The organism is Streptomyces sp. NPDC040410 (genome assembly GCF_055595715.1).
In genome coordinates, this window is record NZ_JBVIVK010000006.1 from 77,725 (window position 1) to 96,997 (window position 19,273).

Below are 19,273 nucleotides of genomic sequence, written 5' to 3' on the forward strand. Positions count from 1 at the left end.
GTGACAGGACCGGACGGGAAGCCCTTCCTCTACGTCGTCGTCTGCGCCGCCGGAATCGCCGCGGACGTCAGCAAGTTGATCACCGCCGCCCAGGAGCGGGACTGGGAGGCCGGCGTCATCGCCACGCCCGTCGCCATGGGCGGGTTCTTCGACACCGCCGCCGTCGAGACGCAGACCGGCCGGCCCGTCCGCAGTGCCTGGCGCACGCCCGGCGATCCGCGCCCCTTCCCGCCGCCCGACGCCGTCGTGGTCGCGCCCGCGACCTTCAACACCGTCAACAAGTGGGCTGCGGGCCTGGCCGACACCCTCGCCGTGGCCACGCTGTGCGAGACGCACGGCCTCGGCGTCCCCGTCGCCGTCCTGCCGTGCTTGTCCGACGCGCTGGCCGCCCACCCCGCCTACCGGGACAGCGTCATACGGCTGCGCGGGATGGGCGTCCGGTTCGGAGAGCCGTACTCGGGCGAGGCGGGGGAGAGCGGCGAGCACCCGGAGTTCGGGTGGGAACGGGCGCTGGACCTGCTGGAGCGGTGAGCCGGACACGTACCACGCCGTACGCTCCCCTTCGTACCCAACCCGAAGGCAGGAGCAGCAACGATGCAGTACGTGAAGCTCGGTTCGACGGGCCTGGACGTGTCGCGGATCTGTCTGGGCTGCATGACCTACGGCCTGCCCGACCGCGGCGTGCACGAGTGGACCCTCGACGAGGAGGCGTCGCGTCCCCTGATCCGGCACGCGCTGGAGGCCGGGATCAACTTCTTCGACACGGCGAACGTCTACTCCGACGGCACCAGCGAGGAGATCGTCGGAAAGGCGCTGCGTGACTTCGCCCGCCGGGACGAGATCGTGCTCGCGACCAAGGTGCACGGCCGGACGCGGCCCGGGCCCAACGGCGGAGGACTGTCCCGCAAGGCGATCATGTCCGAGATCGACCACAGCCTCAGCCGCCTCGGCACAGACTACGTCGACCTCTACCAGATCCACCGCTACGACCCGCACACGCCGGTCGAGGAGACGATGGAGGCCCTGCACGACCTCGTGAAGGCGGGCAAGGTGCGCTACCTCGGGGCCAGTTCGATGTACGCGTGGCAGTTCTCCAAGGCGCAGTACACCGCCGAGCGGCACGGCTGGACCAAGTTCGTCTCCATGCAGAACCACTACAACCTCCTCTATCGCGAGGAGGAGCGCGAGATGCTGCCCCTGTGCGCGGACCGGGGCGTCGGCGTGCTGCCCTGGAGCCCGCTCGCCCGCGGCCGCCTCACCCGGGACTGGGGAACCGTCACCGAGCGCAGCGCGAACGACAACTTCGGCAGCCGTCTGTACCAGGAGGGCGACCGCACCATCGTCGAGGCCCTCACCCGCATCGCGAACGACCGCGGCGTCCCGCGCGCGCAGGTCGCCCTCGCCTGGCTGCTGCACCAGGACACGGTGGCCGCACCGATCGTGGGCGCGGCCGAGGCCCGGCACATCGAGGACGCCGTGGCCGCCGTCGAACTCGGGCTCAGCGACAAGGAGATCGAGGAGCTGGAGCAGCCCTACACCCCGCACCCGATCGTCGGCCACAGCTGACCCGTCCGCTCAGTGCGGCCCGTGCGGTGCGAACTCCGTGCCGCACGGCCCCGCGGCCTCGCTCTCGGGCGACGGGACGCGTGCGGAACGTGTGGCCCAATGGTTGGGGTGTGACGTCGGGTGACCGGCCGGGTGCCTGATGTGGTGCCTGTTCAATGGTTTTCCAATGGTTTCGGCAGAGCCCGCCCGAACCCGGTGAATACGGTTGCCGATTGCCGAATCGATACGGCGGCAATCGCACGACGAGCCGGTATTGACGAGACGTCAAATACCCTCTGTCCGCGTGCCATGCACAAAACGGCGGCATCACTTGTTCCGCCTCGCTGACCTGTGCAAAGGTGTGCCCTGTCGGCGCACGGACAAGGCTTATTCCGCTGTGCGCACCAGGCCGCTCCCGTTCGCCGCCGCGTTTCGAAAGAGCCACCACAGGCGGACGTCCGAGATGCCTAATCCGGTACGGAAGGACTCGTCGCGCGAGCGGCGGACTCCCATGCCCTTGGTATGGACTTTGTGCAGCGTGCCCTCGGGAGGAATGGCGCCGTGAATGACGCAGGCCTGTCGAATTCCCCGACTGCCGGCCGCCAGGCCGACGCCACGGACGAGCAGCTGAGCGCCGAGCTCAAGAAGTGGACGGGGACGACACCCGCGCTGCATCCGGTCGGTGAACTCCTCGACCGGCACTGGGAGGCCGCATTCGCCTACGCGCGGCTGTCCACCGCCGGCGCGCGTCCCGCGGGAATGCTCACCACCGCGGCCTTCACGAGGCTCTTCGGCGAGTCGCTGCGTCAGAACGGACCGACGGCGGCGTGGCGGCCCCGGTTGCTCGTCACCGTGCGGCGCATCGCCGCGGAGTGGGACGGCGACCACCGGCGGGAGCTGCTCCACCCGGACCTGCGCTCCACCGACGGCGGCGAGCGACTGGCGGCCCGTCTGCTGCCGCCGCCCAACCGGCGGCTGCTGTCCGGGGCGTTCCAGCGGCTGCCCCAGTCGGCGCGCTGCCTGCTGTGGCACAGCGAGGTCGAGGCCGAACCGCTCGCGGTACCGGCCGCGCTCCTGGGCCTGGCCGAGGAGGACGCGCGCGTCGAACTGCCTCGGGCCCGCGAGCGGCTGCGCGAGGAGTGCCTGCACGTCCACCGCGAACTCGCCCCCGAGCAGGAGTGCGGGCTCTACCTGAGGCTGCTGGACGTGACCTGCCGGCGCGGCGGCGTCGACGTCGACCCGGACCTGCGCGTCCACCTCGACCGCTGCAGGCACTGCCGGGACACCGCCGGCCAGCTGAACCAGTTCAACGGGTTCCTCGGCATCGCACTGGCCGAGGCGGTGCTCGGCTGGCGCGCGCAGGCCTACGTGGAGGCCAGGGCGGCCGGGGCAGATGACAGCGTTGTCGCATCGGAGCGGATACCGTCGGCCTTCATGGGCGAGGCGTTCCCTACCGTGGCGGCCGGCCCGCGTACCGGCTCCCGCCGGTCGGCCCAGAAAGCCGCCCGCCGTGCCGCCGCCCGCCGCCGCAACGTCGCCGTGGCCGCGCTGACCGTGAGCGGGCTGATCGTGCTTCCGCTGGTCCTGTGGTCCGTGTTCGGCACTTCGGACGGCACCGATCAGGCCGGCGGTTCCCAGTCCTCCGAGGCCCCCGGCTCCGGCGCGGGCTCCTCCACCGGCAACCCGTCCCGTACCGGCTCCCGGGACGTCAAGGAAGTCGAACTGCGCGGGCGGCTGCGCAACGTCGCCTCCGGGCTCTGCGTCGGCATCGTCGGCAGCAAGGCCGCCAAGGGTGCGGCAACCCGCCTGACCAAGTGCACCTCGGCGGCCGGCCAGCAGTGGTCGTACGAAGCCGACGGACTGCTGCGCAGCGCCGCGGACCCCGGCCTGTGCCTGGACTCCCACCTCGGCTACTCGGTGCGCCTCGCCCCGTGCGCGGGCTCGTCCGGGCCGGACGCCGGGAACATCCGCTACGACTTGACCCTCCAGGGCACGCTGGTGCCGCGCTGGGACCAGGACCTTGCCCTGGCCCCCGCCGCCACCGACGGTGCGGGCGCGCTGGTCCTGAAGAACCGTGACGACGACGCCGCCCAGCGCTGGGTGTTCGACACCTCGAAGGCCGCCCGCCAGATGGAGGTGGTCAACTGGGACGCCACCTCGCAGACCGCCTTGGCCGCGTCCACTCCCAAGGTCCCGAAGGCGCCCACGCCGACGCCCTCCGTGACCCCCTCGTCCAGCGAGCCCTCACCGCCCCCCACGAGCTCGTACCCGACGGGCGCCTTCTGTTACCACTACGGCTACTCCTGCTCGTGGAACGGCGAGTCGGGCCGGCCCGACCACGGTCCCGGGCACGGCGGCCGTCGCTGACGGAGGCGGCCGTTCAGGCACGTGATCAGGCCGTGCCCCGCCCGTCCAAGAGGCGTCGGTAGGAGACCCGTGAGGACTGCGGTGCGCCTGGCGTCAGGCGCCGGTGCCGGAGTCGAAGACCGTCAGGAACACCGTCGACGCGTTGCCCGCCACCGGCACCTTTCCGGCCGTCCACGTCACCTTCAGGGCGTCCCGCTCGTCCGGCGGGGTCACCAGCAGTGCCGCCGGAGTGGCAGCGCGAGCGCCGCTCAGTTCCGGGTTGGAGAACGACAGCCCCGCCCATGCGCTCCTGCCCGGCGAGAGCGTGACGGTCGTCGGCGTACCCCCGGACCGCTTCGGGTCCGGCCCCAGCTGCTCGCCGGACGCGTCGAGGAACGCCGCGCCCGGATAGCCGCGCACCGTGCACGTCCGGGTCGATGTGTTGGTCAGCACGATGGGGAAGTTCCACTGCCCCGCCCCGGGGTTGTTGCGGCCGACGGAGGCGCGCAGCTCGGAGGTGTGGCAGCGGGTGGGTGGCTGGGGGGAGGGTGCGGTCGTCTCCGGTCGCGACCGCGGAGCGCTCGCCGAGCCGTCACCGCTGCCGCTTCCGGCGCTGCTTTCGCCGCCGCAGCCGGTCAGCAGGGCGAACACCGCGGCCGCGCCCGAGAGCAGGCGGAGCAGGCCCGCCGGGTGGCGGCCGGGGAGACGGCGGGGGTGAAGGTGCTGGGACGTCTTCGCCATGTCGTTCGACACTCCTGGACGTTCGTCGCCTGCGTGCTGAACCTTTGCGCCCCCGCCCTCGCTCACTCCTCGTCGAGGAGACCGATCTCCGCCCAGATCGTCTTGCCGTCGGGGGTGTGCCGGCTGCCCCAGCGCTGGGTGAGCTGGGCGACCAGCAGCAGACCGCGCCCGCCCTCGTCCCAGGTCTTGGCGCGGCGCAGGTGCGGAGCGGTGTGGCTGGTGTCGGACACCTCGCAGATCAGGGTGGCCGCGTCGTGGATGAGCCGCAGCCGGATGGGGTCGGCGCCGTACCGGATCGCGTTCGTCACCAGCTCGCTCACCACCAGTTCGGCGGTGAACGACGCCTCGCTCATCCCCCACGTGGCGAGCTGTTCGACGACCTGCTTGCGGATCGGGGCGACTAGCGACGGGTCGGCCGGGATGTGCCAGGTCGCCACCTGGGACGGGGGCAGTCCCCGGGTACGGGCCAGCAGCAGGGCCACGTCGTCGGCGACCCCGCCCTTCGGGAGCAGAGCGTGCAGGACACGGTCGCAGGTCTCCTCCAGCGAGCCGGAGGCGGCACCCAGGGTGTCGCAGAGCAGCGCGTGGCCGGCGTCGACGTCCCGGTCACGGCTCTCGATCAGCCCGTCGGTGTACAGGGAGAGCACGGTTCCCTCGGGCAGTTCGAGCTCGGCGGACTCGAACGGCAGCCCGCCCAGTCCCAGCGGCGGCCCGCCGGGCAGGTCGACCTGCTCCGGCTGCCTTCCGGGCCGGATCATGACGGGCGAAGGATGCCCGGCCCGGGCCAGCGTGCAGCGCCGCGACACCGGGTCGTACACCGCGTACAGACAGGTGGCGCCGACCTCGCCGGGCCTGCCCTCGTGGCCGGCCTCCACGGACAGCCGTACGACCAGGTCGTCGAGGTGGGTGAGCAGCTCGTCGGGGGCCAGGTCGATGTCGGCGAGGGTGCGCACGGCGGTGCGCAGCCGGCCCATGGTCGCCGAGGCCTGGACGCCGTGGCCGACGACGTCTCCGACGACCATCGCGACCCGCATCCCCGACAGCGGGATCACGTCGAACCAGTCGCCGCCCACTCCGGCCTGCGCCGCCGGAAGGTAGCGCGAGGCCGCCTCCACGGCGGCCGTGCGCGGCAGCGACCTGGGCAGGAGGCTGCGCTGCAGGGCGAGGGCCGTCTCCCGCTCGCGGGAGTAGCGGCGGGCGTTGTCGATGCAGACGGCCGCCCGGGCCGTGACCTCCTCGGCCAGCAGCACGTCGTCGGGCGTGAACGGGGCGGGGTTCTCGAACCGGGTGAGGACGGCGACGCCGAGGGTCAGTCCGCGGGCCTGGATCGGCACGGACATCGTGGAGTGGACGCCGTACTCCCTGACCCGTTCGGCGCGGGCCTTGTCCCAGGAGAGCCAGTCGGCGAGGTCACCGGTGGCCGTCGACGCCACGATCGAGTGTCCGGCCAGCAGCGAGTCGGCCTGGGGCGACGAGGCGGGATAGACCTCCACCCGACCGGGCTTGGCGACGGCCTCCGGGCTGCCGGGGCTCACGGACCGCTGGGCGGCCCGGCGGAGGCCGACGGGTGCGGTCAGCGGCCCGGTGGACGGTTCACCGCCCGGTTCCGGCGGGTCCAGCAGGTCGACGCTGACGAAGTCGGCGAGGACGGGGACACAGACGTCCGCCAGTTCCTGCGCCGTCCGCGTGACGTCGAGCGTGCTGCCGATGCGGACGCTCGCCTCGTTGACGAGCTGGAGCCGATCGCGCGCCAGGTACTGCTCGGTGAAGTCGTGGGCGGTGACGCACACGCCCCGCACCCGCCCGGCGGAGTCGGTGATCGGCGCCATGCGGGCCAGCCATGCGCCGGTGCGGCCGTCGCCGCCGATCGGCAGGTACGTCCGTACGTCGTGGCCCCGGCCGGTGGTGAGCACGCGCCGCAGATGCCGTTCGACGTCCGCGGTCTTCGGCTGGCCGCTCAGCTCGAGCACCCGAAGCCCCCGCACCCGCTCCTCGGGCAGTCCGAGCACCTCGGCCATGGCCTCGTTCATCCGGCGCAGCCGGAGCCGTTCGTCATAGATGGCGAGGGCGCAGGGGGACTGCACGAGCTCCGCCGTCTCCAGCGGGTCGTCGGGTGCGTGGGGCCGGTCGCCCTCCAGCGGGGTGACCACGAGCCAGTGGCCGGGGTTGCCGTCCTGAGGCTGTCTGCGGTGGGCGAGCAGCCATACGGACACGGTGCCGCCGTCGGCGTGACGCAGTGTGAGGATGCCGTCCCAGCGGGGCCCCTCGGGCAGGCCGTCCCCCTCCTGTCCCGCGCCGACCAGCAGGTTCGCGGCGGGACGACCCACGACGTCGGCGGCCGGCCAGCCCAGCAGCCGCTGGGCTCCGGCGTTCCACTCGACGAGAATGCCCTCGTCGTCGATGACAGCCCGCGCCGTCGCGGCATCGTCGAACGGGTACACCGGGCTCATCGTCGCCACTCCCATGCGCGCACTCACCGTGAACAGGTGCGTCACTGCGGTGCCAGCCTAGTGCGTGGCGCTCCGGCGCGGACGGGGAACCCCGCTCCGCGGGACCCGGCGCCCGCACCGCGGTCAAGGGGGAATTCCGGCCGTTGCGGCGCCGACGGCAGAAGCAGGGTCCGGCGGGAATCGGACACGGCGTTCGGCCGCGTTGGTGCCGGTTTCCGACCTCCTCGGTACCGTTGAAAATCCCACTTGACCTGGGGCTATTTACGACTGAGTACCCGAGCGGTACCGTGAGGGGCATGCCAGCTCTCAACGTGGAGTTCAGCGACCGTGAGCTAGAGGACCTGCGGCAGATCGCCAAGGAGCGGGGCACGTCGATGAAGGCCCTCGTGCGTGAGGCCGCCGCCGCCGACATAGCCCGGCACCGGGCGCTGCAGGAGGGCGCCGAGGCGTTCCGCCGCTTCTTCGCGTCCCACGCCGACGAGTTCGCCGCCGCCTTCCCCGACGACGAACCGACCGACAAGGGTGAGGGGCGGGCCGCCTGACCGATGGCACCCGTCATCCACATCGACGTGCCCTGGCTGCTCCAGCGCCATGAGGAAGTCCTGCCGGACCAGCCCACGATCAACGACTTCTCGGCGCTGGTGGCCGCCGTCGCCCGCCATCGCGTCGATCCGCCCCGGCTGGGCGTGGACTCCGACCCGGCCTGGCGGGCCGCGGCCCTGCTGCACACGCTCGCGCTGCTCAAGCCCCTGCCCTCGGCGAACGCCCGCTTCGCGTGTGCGACGGCCGTGGCGTACATGTTCGTCAGCGGCGTCGGCATCGACCCGCCCTACGGCGCCCTCGTCGACCTCGCCCGCGACCTGATCTCCGGCAGGACCGACGTCTACCGGGCTGCCGACCGGCTGCGTTCCTGGCAGATCTGAGATCCGCCGGGCGGGTGCCGCCCCCCGGGGCCGCCGACCGAGGGCGGAGGATCGGGGTCGGCGGCCTGTTTCGCGCGGGAGAGCCGCCGTCCTGCGCGGGGCCTTTTGAGAAGGGCCGGTTCCAGTGGACCACGCCCCGCTGTGCGCCGGGAGCGTGCGTGGTGCTCCGGCCCTTGCGTGTGTTTCACACGGGGCGCATGGAATGCCGAAAGCCCATACAGGTGGCGTGAGTTGTCGCCGTACCTCACTCTCCTTCAATGATGCGGATGTTGCTCAAGTGCCTTGTTGGCCGTGAGCCCCTTGTGCGAGGGTTGACCACCCGTGAGGGGGGTATCAGCCGGGTCGCATTCGTCCCGTGGGGAACCGGGTCGAACGGGCGTTGGTGAATTCATGCTCCCCGCGTGTCCCATGCGTGTGGGAAAGGAATCCGCTCAGTGTCCACCCCCCACCCCCCTCGCCCTCCCTACCCTCCACCGGGAGGGGTTCCCGGAGAATCCGACGAGAACCTCGCCACCCGGCTGAGAAGCCGCCCGGAGGGCGAGGCCGCTCATTCCGTCGCGCTGCTGATGGCCCGTCACTGGCAGCCGGCCCACGCGTACGCGGTCATCTGTCTCGGCGGCCCGGCGAACCTCGCCGCCATGGTCACCGCAGCCGCCTTCCACCAGGTCCTCGACCGCCTGGCGCTCGGGGAGACCGCCCTCGCGCTGCGGCCCCGCCTCCTGGTGGCCGTGCGGGACACGGCCGCGGAGTGGTCGGCCCAGGAACGAATATCCGCGGTTCTGCCGGACCTGGGGAAGCGGGAGGGCGGCCGCCGTATGCGCACTGCCAAGTCCCCGACCCCGGAAAATCGCCGGCTGGCCGAGCGGTCATTTCAGTCCCTTCACGGAGTTGCCCGGTGTCTGCTGTGGCACACCGAGGTCGAGGGGGAGCCGGTAAGCGCCCCGGCCGCCCTACTGGGCATGGATACCGACACCGCGTCGGCCGCACTCGAACAGGCGCGTGAGAAATTCCGCGAGGGTTGTGTACATGCCCATCGCGAACTCGCGCCGACCAAGGACTGCCGGTTCTACAACCGCCTCCTCGACGTCCCGATTCGCCGCGGCGGGGCCCTGTTGCCTGATGTGCAACAACATCTGGACCTGTGTCCCTACTGCCGTTACGCCGCCGAACAACTGAGCCATTTCGAGGGCGGGCTGGGCGCACTCATCGCCGAGGCGGTGCTCGGCCGGGACGCCGGCCGCTATCTCGACTCCCGCCGTGGAGGCCCGGCAGACGAACCCCGGACGCGCCATTCCGCCCGCCACGGCCGCAGACGCCGTCGCCTCCTGCCGGGGAGTCCGGTGCCCGGCAGAAGGATCCCGCCGGCCCTCCGGTCCTCCCGAGCGCTGTTCACCGGGATCGGTCTGGCCTCCGCCGGGCTGCTCGCGGCCCTGCTCGTCACCGGCCTGCTGTCACCCGACGACGCCGCCGACCCGGCCGCCTCCACCAGCGAGACCGGCGGCGGCTCCCAGCTCCCGCCCGGGGCCTCGTCCGCCCCGCCGGACACCGCCCAACTCCCCGTCTCGCCGCGGCGGACCAGGCTGCGCAACGCCGCCGCCGGCCTGTGCCTCGACATCCGCGGCGACGTCGAGGCCGGGGCCGGAACCGAGCTCGCGGCGTGCTCGTCCGCCGGGACCCAGCAGTGGTCGTACGAGTCCGACGGGCTGCTGCGCAGCGCTGCCGACCCCGGCCTGTGCCTGGACTCGCACGTCGACGCCGGCGTGGTCGTCCTCGGCGGGTGTGCCACCGCGAAGTCGAAGCGGGCGGACGACGTGCGCTACGACCTCACCGCGCAGGGCGAGTTGCTGCCCCGCTGGCAGGACCAGCTCGCCCTCACCTCCACCACCCGCGCTCCCGGCGCCGACATCGTCGTGAAGGTCCGCGACGGCTCCACCGGCCAGCGCTGGCTGACCGGCTCCGTGTCGGCCAGTCCGAGTTCACTGTCGGACGAGGGGACGCACGCACCGCCCGCACGGGCGGTCGAACTCTCCGAGCGGACGTGGACGCGGACGGCGAAGAGCATCACCCGGAGGATTCCCCGACGAGGTCGGCCGGGCTGATCGTGGCCGGGGTGGCGTGACCGGACAGGGCGAGGGTGAGGTCGAGTTCGGCGAGCAGACAGCGGATCACGTGCTCGACGCCCGCCTGGCCGTCGAGGCCGAGGCCGTACACATAGGGCCGGCCGACGAGCACCGCCCGCGCCCCGAGCGCGAGCGCCTTGAAGACGTCGTCCCCGGTGCGTACGCCGCTGTCGAACAGGACCGTCAGCCGGTCGCCGACGGCGTCGGCGACCCCGGGCAGCGCGTCGGCCGCCGCGACCGCGCCGGCCACCTGTCGGCCGCCGTGGTTGGACACCACCACCCCGTCCATCCCGGCGTCGGCGGCGAGACGGGCGTCGTCCGGGTGCAGGATGCCCTTCAGCACGATCGGACCGTCCCAGTGCTCCCGCAGGAACGCCAGGTCCGGCCAGGTCTTGGCGGGGTCCGCGAACATGCCGACGAAGTGCATCACCGCCGCGTTCGGATCCTCTTGCACGGGCTTCGCCAGGCCCGCCCGGAAGGCCGGATCGGAGAAGTAGTTGGCGGTCCCCACACCGCGCAGGAACGGCAGGTACGCCTGGTCGAGGTCGCGCGGCCGCCAGGAGAGCAGTGGTGTGTCCAGCGTGACGACCAGCGCGGTGAACCCGGCCGCCCCGGCCCGGTTCAGGAAACTCCGCGCCACCTCCACGTCCTTGGGCCAGTACAGCTGGAACCAGCGCTCGGCGTCCCCCATCGCCTCGGCGACCTGCTCCATGGGCGTACTGGACGCCGACGACAGGATGTACGGCACGCCCTGCGCCGCCGCGGCCCGTGCGGCGGCCGACTCGGCGTCCGGATGCATGATCGACAGCACGCCGACCGGCGCCAGCGCCAGCGGGGCGGGCAGAGCGCGGCCCAACACCTCGACCGACAGATCGCGTTCGTGCACGTCACGCAGTACGCGCGGCACGATCCGGCGGCGCTCCAGGGCCGCCCGGTTGGCGCGGGCCGTACTGCCGTCGCCCGCGCTTCCCGCCACATAACCGACCGGGCCGGGGCCGAGCCGCTGCTCGGTCAGCTCCTCCAGCCGGGTCAGGTCGGTGGTCAGCCGGGGGACCGCGCCCGTCATCCCGTTCAGATAGATCTCGTACTGGAAGTCCGCCCAGTGCCTGCCCATGGGTACGTCCGCCTCTCGTCGCTGAGAACGCGCTGCACCCCGACCATACTGGTGAGTAGGTGCGGGTCTCCGACGGCAGGCGTCAGGACCTGCTGACCGACTCGTGGAGTACCCGGGCCAGTTCGCGCGGCTGGGAGACCATCGGCCAGTGGCCGGTGTCCATCTCGACCAGCTCCCACAGGCCGCTCTTCGGCAGTGCGGCCGCGGCGCCGTCATCCCATCCCTGTCCTGGGTCACTCCTCGTCCGACGGCGCCTCCTCCGGCTCGGTGTCGGGTCCCTGGGCCCGGACGCGCTGGACGTGTTCCAGTGAGTCCCGCAGTTCGGCGAGCCAGTCGTCGGCGTGCCGCTGGACAAGGCGGACGCACCAGGCGAGGGCGTCGCTGCGGCTGCGGGCGACGCCGGCCGCGATGAGGGTGTCGAGGACCTGGCGCTCGGGCTGGCGCAGCCGGGTCATCACGGGCGCGGCCACATGCGTGAACAGCGCGCGTTGCCCGTCGCACTCCACGCCCCAGGAGACCTTGCGGCCGAACCTGTGCTCGGCCTCGCGGGCCACCGCGATCCGGGCCTCCCGGGTGCGCTCCCGGAACTCCTGGATCCTGCCCTGCGCCGCCGCCTCCCGCTGGGCGGCCGGGGCGTCCTCGGCCAGCCGGGGTTCGGGAATGCGGCCGATCACGGTGATCTCCTCGCGGTCGACCGTGACCTCCGTCAGGGACTCGAACAGATCGTCCGGCAGCCGGCCGGCGAACCAGCCGCGCAGCTTCTCTCGTTGCTCTGTAGTAATCATGTAATCACCATTACTCGGCTCGAACATGAACACAAGGGGTCAGAGCAGGGTGCGCTCAAGCTGAAGCGGAATGTTTCAGGCCTATTAACGAGCAGAGGGAATCCAGCCATCCGGCCGGTTGAAGTGATCAAGAACCGCCAGGTTCCGGGGTTGGAACGTTCGAACTCCGTCACTTCACGCCACTGATTCAATACGCAAGGTTACTGAAACCCATGGGGTCGATGTGAGTTTCGGCGGCGGACTCGGCAGACTCGCGCTCGCCGCTCCGGGCACCAACCCGGCCGGATGCGGCACACCCCCGAATCAGCGGAAGGATGCACACAATGCGGAACACCGCGCGCTGGGCAGCGACCCTCGGCCTCACGGCCGCCACCGTCTGCGGACCCCTCACCGGGGCCGCCCTCGCCACGCCCGCCGCCGCACCGGCTTCGCTCTACGCCCCGTCGGCCCTGGTGCTCACCATGGGCCACGGCGACAGCGCGGCCCTCGCCACCCCCGAACGGGCGGTCACCCTGAACTGCGCCCCCACGGCCTCCGGTACCCATCCGGACCCGGTCCTGGCCTGCGCCGAACTGCGGAGCGCCGAGGGCGACTTCGACGCGCTGACGGCCAAGAACGACGTGCTGTGCACCAAGGAGTACGACCCCGTGGTCGTCACGGTGGACGGCGTCTGGCGGGGCCAGCGCGTCTCCTATGAGCGCACCTTCGCCAACGAGTGCGTGAAGGGCTCCCTCGCGGTGAGCGTCTTCGCGTTCTGAGGGACCGGGATCGCGCGGTCCCCGTGAACAACCGAAGAGGCCCGCAGATGGGGAGTGCGAGCCCTGTCACGGGGCCGTGCGATCTCGTACCGGGGGCCGGCGGGCGGAGTGGGGCCGCCCGCCGGTACCCCGGGTCATTCCCGCTCCCCGGGAATCCGGGGCAGTGGCGGAAGGCGACGCAGCCGTCCCGCGGCGCGGGGCAGTCGGCGGATGTGCGGTGTCTCGCATGCGATCCGCAGCCGGCCGCCGCGCTGTCCGGCCCGTGACTCGGCCCGGCACCCGCAGCCCCGAGCAGTCGAAGAAGTCCACATGCCGCAGATCGACCCGTACGTCAGGCTCCGGCCTCCCGGTCGCGGCGTCCAGATGCTTCGCGCGCGGTCCGGCGGTCGCGATGTCGATCTCGCCGTGCCGCCTCGACCACGGTGAAGCGGCCGCTCCGGCGCGTGCGGGCATGGGGGTTCACCGCGGGCGACCCCGATCCGGAGGCGTCCGCGGCCTTGCCTTCGCGCGGTTGAAGGGGGCGGTCGACGGCGTCCGGCGGCACGTCCGTGCCTCCTCGGCAGGGGCGTATTCGATCTCGGTAGTCACCCCAGGCCGCGGCAGACCATCCATGCCAGACGGTGCACAAGACCTGCTTCGCCGACTTGGTGAATACCGGTCAACTGGCTTGACTTCCGCGGCTTTTGTCCCGGTGGCTGGTGTCGCACCACGGATAGCGCCGGCTGCGGCGACAGGTGCACAGGGCCACCCGGAAGCGGTCGGAGGAGACCGTGGTCCCGTCCTCCAGTTCCACTTCCACCGGGCCCTCCACCAGCAGCGGGCCCCGGCGCTGGACCTTGATCCGGCGAGGCGGGTCAGCAGGGGAGTTCGGCACGGACGACCACCAGCTCTTCCTTCTTCTCAGCGGGGGTCAGCAGACCTCGCTCACGCAGCCAGCCGGCCCTGGCTCGCAGCACCGGACCGAAGTCGATCCGGCTGCGCCGGGTCACGGCGGCCTTCAGGCCGCCCGCCCGCAGATGGCCGACCGTCAGGTCGGGGTCGCTGAGCGCCGAGTGCACGATCAGAAGCACTCCTCCGGGCCGCAGCAGCCCCGGAGCCTCCCCGCAGATCCGGTCCAGGACGAACCGCCCGTCGCGGCCCGCGTCCCACGCCCGGGCCGGACCGCGCGGGGAGCGCGCGGCCGTCGGCGCCGGCACGTACGGCGGGTTGCTGAGGATGAGATCGTACGACCGGTCCCGCACGGCCTCGAAGAGGTTGCCGTGCCGGACGCGGACCGGTACCCCGGCCAGCCATGCGTTCAGCCATGCCGTGCACACCGCGAGCCAGGACACGTCCACCGCGGTCACCCGGGTTCCGCGGCGCGCGGCCTCCAGAGCCAGCGCGCCGGTCCCGGTCCCCACGTCGAGGACGTCCGCGCCCGGCGGGAGCGGCTCTTCGGACAGGGCCCCGGCCAGCAGGGCGGTGTCCTCCTGCGGAGGGTAGACACCGGGCGGCGACAGGGGCGGTTCCAGGTGATTCACCCCGCTCCAGTACCCCGGCATTCAGGAAATATGATGAATTTCGGAACCCTGAGGGGAGGTGAGAGGCGTGCGCAGGGACGACCTGCCCGCGCGCCAGTCGGTGAGCAGGCGTGCGGCGAACCGGGCCTCGACGTGCCCGGTCGCGTCGAGGCCGAACGTGACGTCGGGGGCGAGATGCGGCTCCTCGGCGAGCAGACCGCCGATGACGTCGTGGCGTACGACCTGTTCGTGCACCGCGTCGGCCTCCACGTGCTCGTCGTAGAAGTGCTCGGCGGCGGGCCCGGCCCCCGTGCGGCGCATGGCCTCCGCCAGCCGCCGGGATCCGGGCGACGAGGTGATCTCGACCGCGGCGAAGTGACCCACCAGGGCGCCCCGCAGGGCCCGGTGCAGACCGAAGAGGGACATGAGGTTCACCGTGGCCAGTGCCTCCGCCGACCCCGCGTCGAGGTAGTGCCCGTACGTCGTGTCCAGACCCAGATCCGCCATCAGGTCGGCGAACAGGCGGGCGTGCACGCGGTCGGGCCGGCCGCCGCCGTACTCGTCGAACTCCACCGCCGCCATCCCGGCCTTGGCCCTGCCCCACAGCCGCGGCAGCACCCAGGCGTGCGGGTCGGCCTCCTTGAGGTGGTACAGGGAACGCTGCGCCGCGTACTCGCGCACCTGCCACAGCTCGCCCTCGTCGCGCAGGTAGTGGGAGACACCCTTGCCGTCGGCCGGTTCGACGAGGAGGTCCGCGAGTGCGTCCTCGACGCTGTCGTGGACCGGGGTGTCCGCGCGCAGGGCGGACAGGAAGCGGTGCTCGAGGGCGGCGCGGGTACGCAGCAGGCCCGGGTCCCACTCACGGTCCGGGGACACGCCCGCGAAACCGCGGTAGTGCAGCTCGTAACAGACGTACAGGGCGAGCTGGACGTCGTCGCCGTAGACGGCCGCCCGGGCGACGTCCTCGTGGCCCGGCAGCGCCCCGGTGTCCAGCAGGTACCGCGCCACCGCGGCGGAGACCGGGCCTCGCGCGGACGGCAGCCGTGGTCCTCGACGGTCGCGCGTCATGGCAACCGGGTACCCGGGTGCCGGTGGGCCACCCGCACGATCGCCGGACGGCCCGCCGGCACCCGGGTTCCCATCGCCGGAATCCGTGGACCTGCCGAGGCACCGGGGGTGCCCCGACCACGTCGACGACAAGGCGGTCGCGTGTAACCGCACCGCACCGCACCGCACCGCACGGCCCGCCCGCGCCGTCGGCGCGCCCGGCTCACCCGCCCAGGGACTCTCCTGGGCGCGCGTGGCTGGGGGTGATGGCCTCCGCGGCCTCGCCCGTGCGGCGCCGCTGCCCGGACGGCTCCCGGGTTCCGTTCTCCGCGTCCTCGACCTCGTGGACTTCTGGTGCCTTCCGTCCGTTCTTCCGTTCTTCCGTTCTTCTGGTTCAGCTCGTCGTGGTGGCGATGCGCAGGGGCACGGGATCACGGAGAGCGGGCTCCTCGTTGCGGCGGTTGATCTCCGCCCACCAGGACGCGCCGTCCTCGATGTGGCGCAGCAGAACGCCCTCACGGATCGCCCAGGGGCAGATCGTGACCGTCTCGAGGCCGGTCAGCTTCATCGCGGTGTGACCGACCACCGCGCCGGCCAGGCTCTGCGCGGCACGCGGTGCGGAGATGCCGGGCAGCAGCGCACGCTCGGCGGCGGGCAGGGCGGCCAGCCGGACGATCGCCGCACCCAGGTCCGAGCGGTGCAACCGCCTCTCCACGAAGGGGCCGTGACGCCCCGGCGGGGCACCGCACAGCCGTCCCAGCTGCTGGAAGGTACGAGAGGTGACCACCGCCGTACGCGGTCCCTCCCAGCGGATCCGCGCCGCCACGTCACGGAGTTGATGGCGGACCTTGCGGCGCAGCGCCCGTACCAGCTCGGGCGGCGGCGGATCCTGGCCCTCGAAGAACTCGTGGGTGAGCCGGCCCGCGCCGAGCGGCAGCGAGGCCACGAAGTCCGCTGCCCGGCCGCGCCCGAAGGCCACCTCGAGTGAGCCGCCGCCGATGTCCAGCAGGGCGAGCGGCCCCGACCGCCAGCCCATCCAGCGCCGGGCCCCGAGGAACGTGAGCTCGGCCTCCACCTCGCCCGGCAGGGTGCACAGGCCGACCCCGGTCCGGGTCCGGACGGTGCGCAGCACCTCCTGCCGGTTGGGTGCGCTGCGCACCACCGCGGTCGCGAAGGCCAGGGGGCCGGCCGCTCCCCAGCGGGTCGCGGTTCTGTTCGCCTCGGCGACCGCGTCGACGAGCCGCTCCACGGCCTTTTCGGGAATCGGTTCCCCGGGCCGCACCTGATCCGACAGCCTCAGACGCCACTTGGCGGTGTGCACCGGCAGTGGCACCCCGCCCTCCGCGTCCGCCACGACCAGTCTGACCGTGTTCGACCCCACGTCCACCACGCTGATTCGCATGGACCCGTGAGTACCCGTTTACGGGGCGTCTCAACAGCATCACTCGGAGTGCCAGGGGGTGAGCCGCGGCCACCAGCCCGGCACGGGGTGCCGGTAGCGTTCCCCACGGCAGCAGTACGACGACGGTGCCGGGGGCGAGTACGAGGAACAGCGACGTGCCGAGTGCCGCCGACGACTTGCGCATGCCGTCACCGTGACAGCGATGAGCGGCCGCCGTCTCCCTGCTGACGGCGGCCCCTCGGACGTGGGAAGTCACTCCCGACTGGCGGGAGTTGTCGAGGGCGCTGGTCGCCTCGTCGAGGAAGAGGATGCGTGGGCGGCGGATCAGCGCCTGGGCGATCATGAGGCGTTGGCGCCGGCCGCCGGAGACCGCACCGCTGCCGGAGACGATCGTGTGCAGGCCCATCGGCATCCGCCCGATGTCCTCGGCGAGCCGGCGCGCCTCGACCGCCCCGGACAGCGGACCCGGCCGAGTGTTGGTGACCTTCACACCTCTGTACCGCCGAGCTGGCGGCCGGTAGCCGACCGTGTCAGCCAAGGAGTGCGTACACCGTGCTCGACCGCGCCGCGATGTGGCCCGAATCCTCGTCGGTCATGGTGATGTCGGCGAACGCCATGCGGCGGCCCAGCTTGGTGATCACCGCTCGGATCAGGACATCCGAACCGGTCACCGCGCGCTGGAACGACGTGGACTGCTGCACTGTCGTCATCGGTCCGTAGCCGCCCCGGGCGGCCGACACGGCGATCACGGTGGCGGTGTCGGCGGCGGCCATCAGAGCCTGCCCCGACAGCGCGCCGCCCTCCCGGGCCAGCCCCGCTGACCAGGGAAGCCGCAGGATCGCATGGTCGTCTCCCAGTGCCTCGACCCGCAGCCCCAGGGCGAGAACCCAAGGGGCGAAGTTGTCGGAGAGGATCTTGTCGGCTTCGGCGGTGGTCATCGTCATATGGGGGATTCTTCCCGGCCCCGGACCGTCGGACCCGGGTAGTGGCCGATTCGGCGTTTCGCAAAGCGAGTTGGCAAACGGAATTGAACGCACCACGCGGGCCGTGCGTACCAACAGCCATCCAGGCGCCCCCCCACAGCTGCCGAACGGCGGCACAGACTCCGGTCCCCCCAGGAGGTCGAGAAGTTTGAGTCACAAGCGAATTCCGAAGCGCAAGGCCGCGATCGCGGCGGGCAGCGTTGCAGCGCTCGGAGCGGCCGCTCTGCTGCTCCCGAACGCCAACGCCTCCCAGGACGGCGCGTCGGACGCCGCTGGCGCCCCCAGGACCCTGAAGGCGACGGACGCCTCGGATCTCGCCTCGCAGCTCCAGGACCTGCTCGGCGACGCCTTCGCGGGCTCCTACTACGACGCCGGCAACCAGCAGCTCGTCGTCAACGTCGTACCGGGCGACGACAACAACGTGATCGTCCAGGCGAAGAAGGCGGGTGCGGCCGTCCGAGAGGTCGACAACAGCCTCGCCGAACTCGCCACCGGCGCGCAGACCCTGAAGGCGAAGGCGACCATACCGGGCACCGCCTGGGCGGTGGACCCCAAGACGAACAAGATCCTGGTCACCGCCGACAGCACGGTCACCGGCGCCAAGTGGGACCGGCTGGAGTCGACCGTCGAGAGCCTCGGTTCCGGCATGGCGACCGTCAAGAAGTCCGCCGGTACCTTCAAGACCTTCGTCTCCGGCGGCGACGCCATCTTCGCCGGCGGCGCCCGCTGCTCCCTCGGCTTCAACGTCACCGCGGGCGACGGCTCTCCCGCGTTCCTCACCGCCGGCCACTGCGGTGTCGCCGCCGAGCAGTGGTCGGACGCGCAGGACGGCCAGCCGATCGCCACCGTCGACCAGGCCGTCTTCCCCGGCGAGGGCGACTTCGCGCTCGTGAAGTACGACGACCCGGCCACCCAGGCCCCGAGCGAGGTCAACGTCGGCGGCGGGCAGACCGTCCAGATCACCCAGGCCGCGGAGGCCACGGTCGGCTCACAGGTCTTCCGGATGGGCAGCACCACCGGTCTGAACGATGGTCAGGTCCTCGGACTCGACGCCACCGTGAACTACCCGGAGGGCACCGTCACCGGTCTCATCCAGACCGACGTGTGCGCAGAGCCCGGCGACAGCGGTGGCTCGCTGTTCACCCAGGACGGCAGCGCCATCGGCCTGACCTCGGGCGGCAGCGGTGACTGCACGGCCGGCGGCGAGACCTTCTTCCAGCCGGTCACCACCGCCCTTGAGGCGGTCGGCGCCACGCTCGGCGCGGGCGACGCGGCCGGCGGCGCGGGCGACCAGTCGGGCGGCGAGGAAGCCGGCGGCGAGGAAGTCGGTGGTGAAGAGGTCGGCGGTGAGGAAGTCGGTGGTGAAGAGGCCGGTGGCGAGGAAGTCGGCGGTGAAGAGGCCGGCGGTCAGGAAGTCGGTGGCGAGGAAGTCGGCGGTGAAGAGGCCGGCGGTCAGGAAGTCGGTGGCGAGGAAGTCGGAGGTGAAGAGGCCGGCGGCGAGGAGGCCGGCGCCGGTGACGACTCCGGGCTGACGCAGACGCACTGACCCGGCGGCACCAC

General features: G+C 72.1%; 17 protein-coding genes and 2 pseudogenes. 8 read left to right on the forward strand and 11 right to left on the reverse strand.

Features of this window, described 5'->3' with window-relative positions:
• From ACZ562_RS14740 to ACZ562_RS14750, 3 genes are all read left to right on the forward strand, one after another.
• Complete coding sequence (locus ACZ562_RS14740; protein ID WP_471178078.1) at positions 1 to 531, forward strand: flavoprotein; 531 nt, start codon at positions 1 to 3, stop codon at positions 529 to 531.
• A gap of 63 nt (positions 532 to 594) precedes the next feature.
• Positions 595 to 1,566: an aldo/keto reductase gene (locus tag ACZ562_RS14745; RefSeq protein ID WP_471178080.1), complete on the forward strand. Its 972-nt coding sequence runs from the start codon at positions 595 to 597 to the stop codon at positions 1,564 to 1,566.
• A gap of 540 nt (positions 1,567 to 2,106) precedes the next feature.
• Positions 2,107 to 3,912, forward strand: coding sequence for a ricin-type beta-trefoil lectin domain protein (locus ACZ562_RS14750; protein ID WP_471178083.1), 1,806 nt, complete (start codon positions 2,107 to 2,109; stop codon positions 3,910 to 3,912).
• Positions 3,913 to 4,005: 93 nt separating this feature from the next.
• On the opposite strand, the gene ACZ562_RS14755 is transcribed toward ACZ562_RS14750, so the two are convergent.
• On the reverse strand, positions 4,006 to 4,632 hold the full coding sequence (locus tag ACZ562_RS14755) for a DUF4232 domain-containing protein (RefSeq protein WP_471178085.1): 627 nt from the start codon (positions 4,630 to 4,632) through the stop codon (positions 4,006 to 4,008).
• 62 nt (positions 4,633 to 4,694) lie between these two features.
• Positions 4,695 to 7,082, reverse strand: coding sequence for a SpoIIE family protein phosphatase (locus ACZ562_RS14760; RefSeq protein WP_471178087.1), 2,388 nt, complete (start codon positions 7,080 to 7,082; stop codon positions 4,695 to 4,697).
• A gap of 296 nt (positions 7,083 to 7,378) precedes the next feature.
• On the opposite strand from ACZ562_RS14760, the gene ACZ562_RS14765 reads away from it, so the two are divergent.
• The 3 genes from ACZ562_RS14765 (at position 7,379) to ACZ562_RS14775 (ending at position 10,104) form a co-directional block, all read left to right on the forward strand.
• Positions 7,379 to 7,624 carry a hypothetical protein gene (locus ACZ562_RS14765; RefSeq protein ID WP_471178089.1) on the forward strand — a complete coding sequence of 82 codons (246 nt, stop codon included), beginning with the start codon at positions 7,379 to 7,381 and terminating at the stop codon, positions 7,622 to 7,624.
• Positions 7,625 to 7,627: 3 nt separating this feature from the next.
• Positions 7,628 to 8,005, forward strand: a complete 378-nt coding sequence (locus ACZ562_RS14770; RefSeq protein WP_471178092.1) for a toxin Doc — start codon at positions 7,628 to 7,630, stop codon at positions 8,003 to 8,005.
• Between the two features lie 434 nt (positions 8,006 to 8,439).
• On the forward strand, positions 8,440 to 10,104 hold the full coding sequence (locus tag ACZ562_RS14775; protein ID WP_471178094.1) for an RICIN domain-containing protein: 1,665 nt from the start codon (positions 8,440 to 8,442) through the stop codon (positions 10,102 to 10,104).
• Here ACZ562_RS14775 and ACZ562_RS14780 read toward each other — a convergent pair.
• From ACZ562_RS14780 to ACZ562_RS14790, 3 genes and pseudogenes are all read right to left on the reverse strand, one after another.
• Positions 10,067 to 11,239 (reverse strand): lactate 2-monooxygenase, encoded by a 1,173-nt coding sequence (locus ACZ562_RS14780; protein WP_471178097.1) that lies wholly within the window; start codon positions 11,237 to 11,239, stop codon positions 10,067 to 10,069. The genes ACZ562_RS14775 and ACZ562_RS14780 overlap by 38 nt on opposite strands.
• 82 nt (positions 11,240 to 11,321) lie before the next feature.
• A pseudogene (locus ACZ562_RS14785) lies at positions 11,322 to 11,429 on the reverse strand (alpha/beta hydrolase); the annotation flags it as partial.
• A 43-nt stretch (positions 11,430 to 11,472) separates the two neighbouring features.
• Positions 11,473 to 12,024, reverse strand: a complete 552-nt coding sequence (locus ACZ562_RS14790; RefSeq protein WP_471178100.1) for a hypothetical protein — start codon at positions 12,022 to 12,024, stop codon at positions 11,473 to 11,475.
• 323 nt (positions 12,025 to 12,347) lie between these two features.
• Between ACZ562_RS14790 and ACZ562_RS14795 the strand changes: the two genes are divergently transcribed.
• The gene (locus ACZ562_RS14795) at positions 12,348 to 12,782 is read left to right on the forward strand and encodes a protease inhibitor (protein WP_471178102.1); all 435 of its coding nucleotides are present in this window, start codon (positions 12,348 to 12,350) and stop codon (positions 12,780 to 12,782) included.
• 658 nt (positions 12,783 to 13,440) lie between these two features.
• Here the strand turns inward: ACZ562_RS14795 and ACZ562_RS14800 are convergent.
• From ACZ562_RS14800 to ACZ562_RS14825, 6 genes and pseudogenes are all read right to left on the reverse strand, one after another.
• The gene (locus ACZ562_RS14800) at positions 13,441 to 13,656 is read right to left on the reverse strand and encodes a CDGSH iron-sulfur domain-containing protein (RefSeq protein WP_471178105.1); all 216 of its coding nucleotides are present in this window, start codon (positions 13,654 to 13,656) and stop codon (positions 13,441 to 13,443) included.
• Positions 13,637 to 14,323 (reverse strand): HemK2/MTQ2 family protein methyltransferase, encoded by a 687-nt coding sequence (locus tag ACZ562_RS14805; protein ID WP_471178108.1) that lies wholly within the window; start codon positions 14,321 to 14,323, stop codon positions 13,637 to 13,639. The genes ACZ562_RS14800 and ACZ562_RS14805 overlap by 20 nt, the downstream gene beginning before the upstream one ends.
• Complete coding sequence (locus tag ACZ562_RS14810; RefSeq protein ID WP_471178111.1) at positions 14,324 to 15,349, reverse strand: iron-containing redox enzyme family protein; 1,026 nt, start codon at positions 15,347 to 15,349, stop codon at positions 14,324 to 14,326. It lies immediately after the preceding gene.
• 373 nt (positions 15,350 to 15,722) lie between these two features.
• Entirely contained in the window at positions 15,723 to 16,730 is a 1,008-nt protein-coding gene (locus ACZ562_RS14815; protein ID WP_471178114.1) for a Ppx/GppA family phosphatase, read from the reverse strand.
• A gap of 261 nt (positions 16,731 to 16,991) precedes the next feature.
• Positions 16,992 to 17,175 (reverse strand): annotated as a pseudogene (locus ACZ562_RS14820) (ATP-binding cassette domain-containing protein); the annotation flags it as partial.
• Between the two features lie 85 nt (positions 17,176 to 17,260).
• A complete protein-coding gene (locus ACZ562_RS14825) occupies positions 17,261 to 17,674 on the reverse strand; it encodes a PaaI family thioesterase (RefSeq protein ID WP_471178118.1) in 414 nt (137 codons plus the stop codon).
• A 187-nt stretch (positions 17,675 to 17,861) separates the two neighbouring features.
• On the opposite strand from ACZ562_RS14825, the gene ACZ562_RS14830 reads away from it, so the two are divergent.
• Positions 17,862 to 19,259 (forward strand): S1 family peptidase, encoded by a 1,398-nt coding sequence (locus tag ACZ562_RS14830; protein WP_471178121.1) that lies wholly within the window; start codon positions 17,862 to 17,864, stop codon positions 19,257 to 19,259.
• The last annotated feature ends 14 nt before the right edge of the window (positions 19,260 to 19,273 follow it).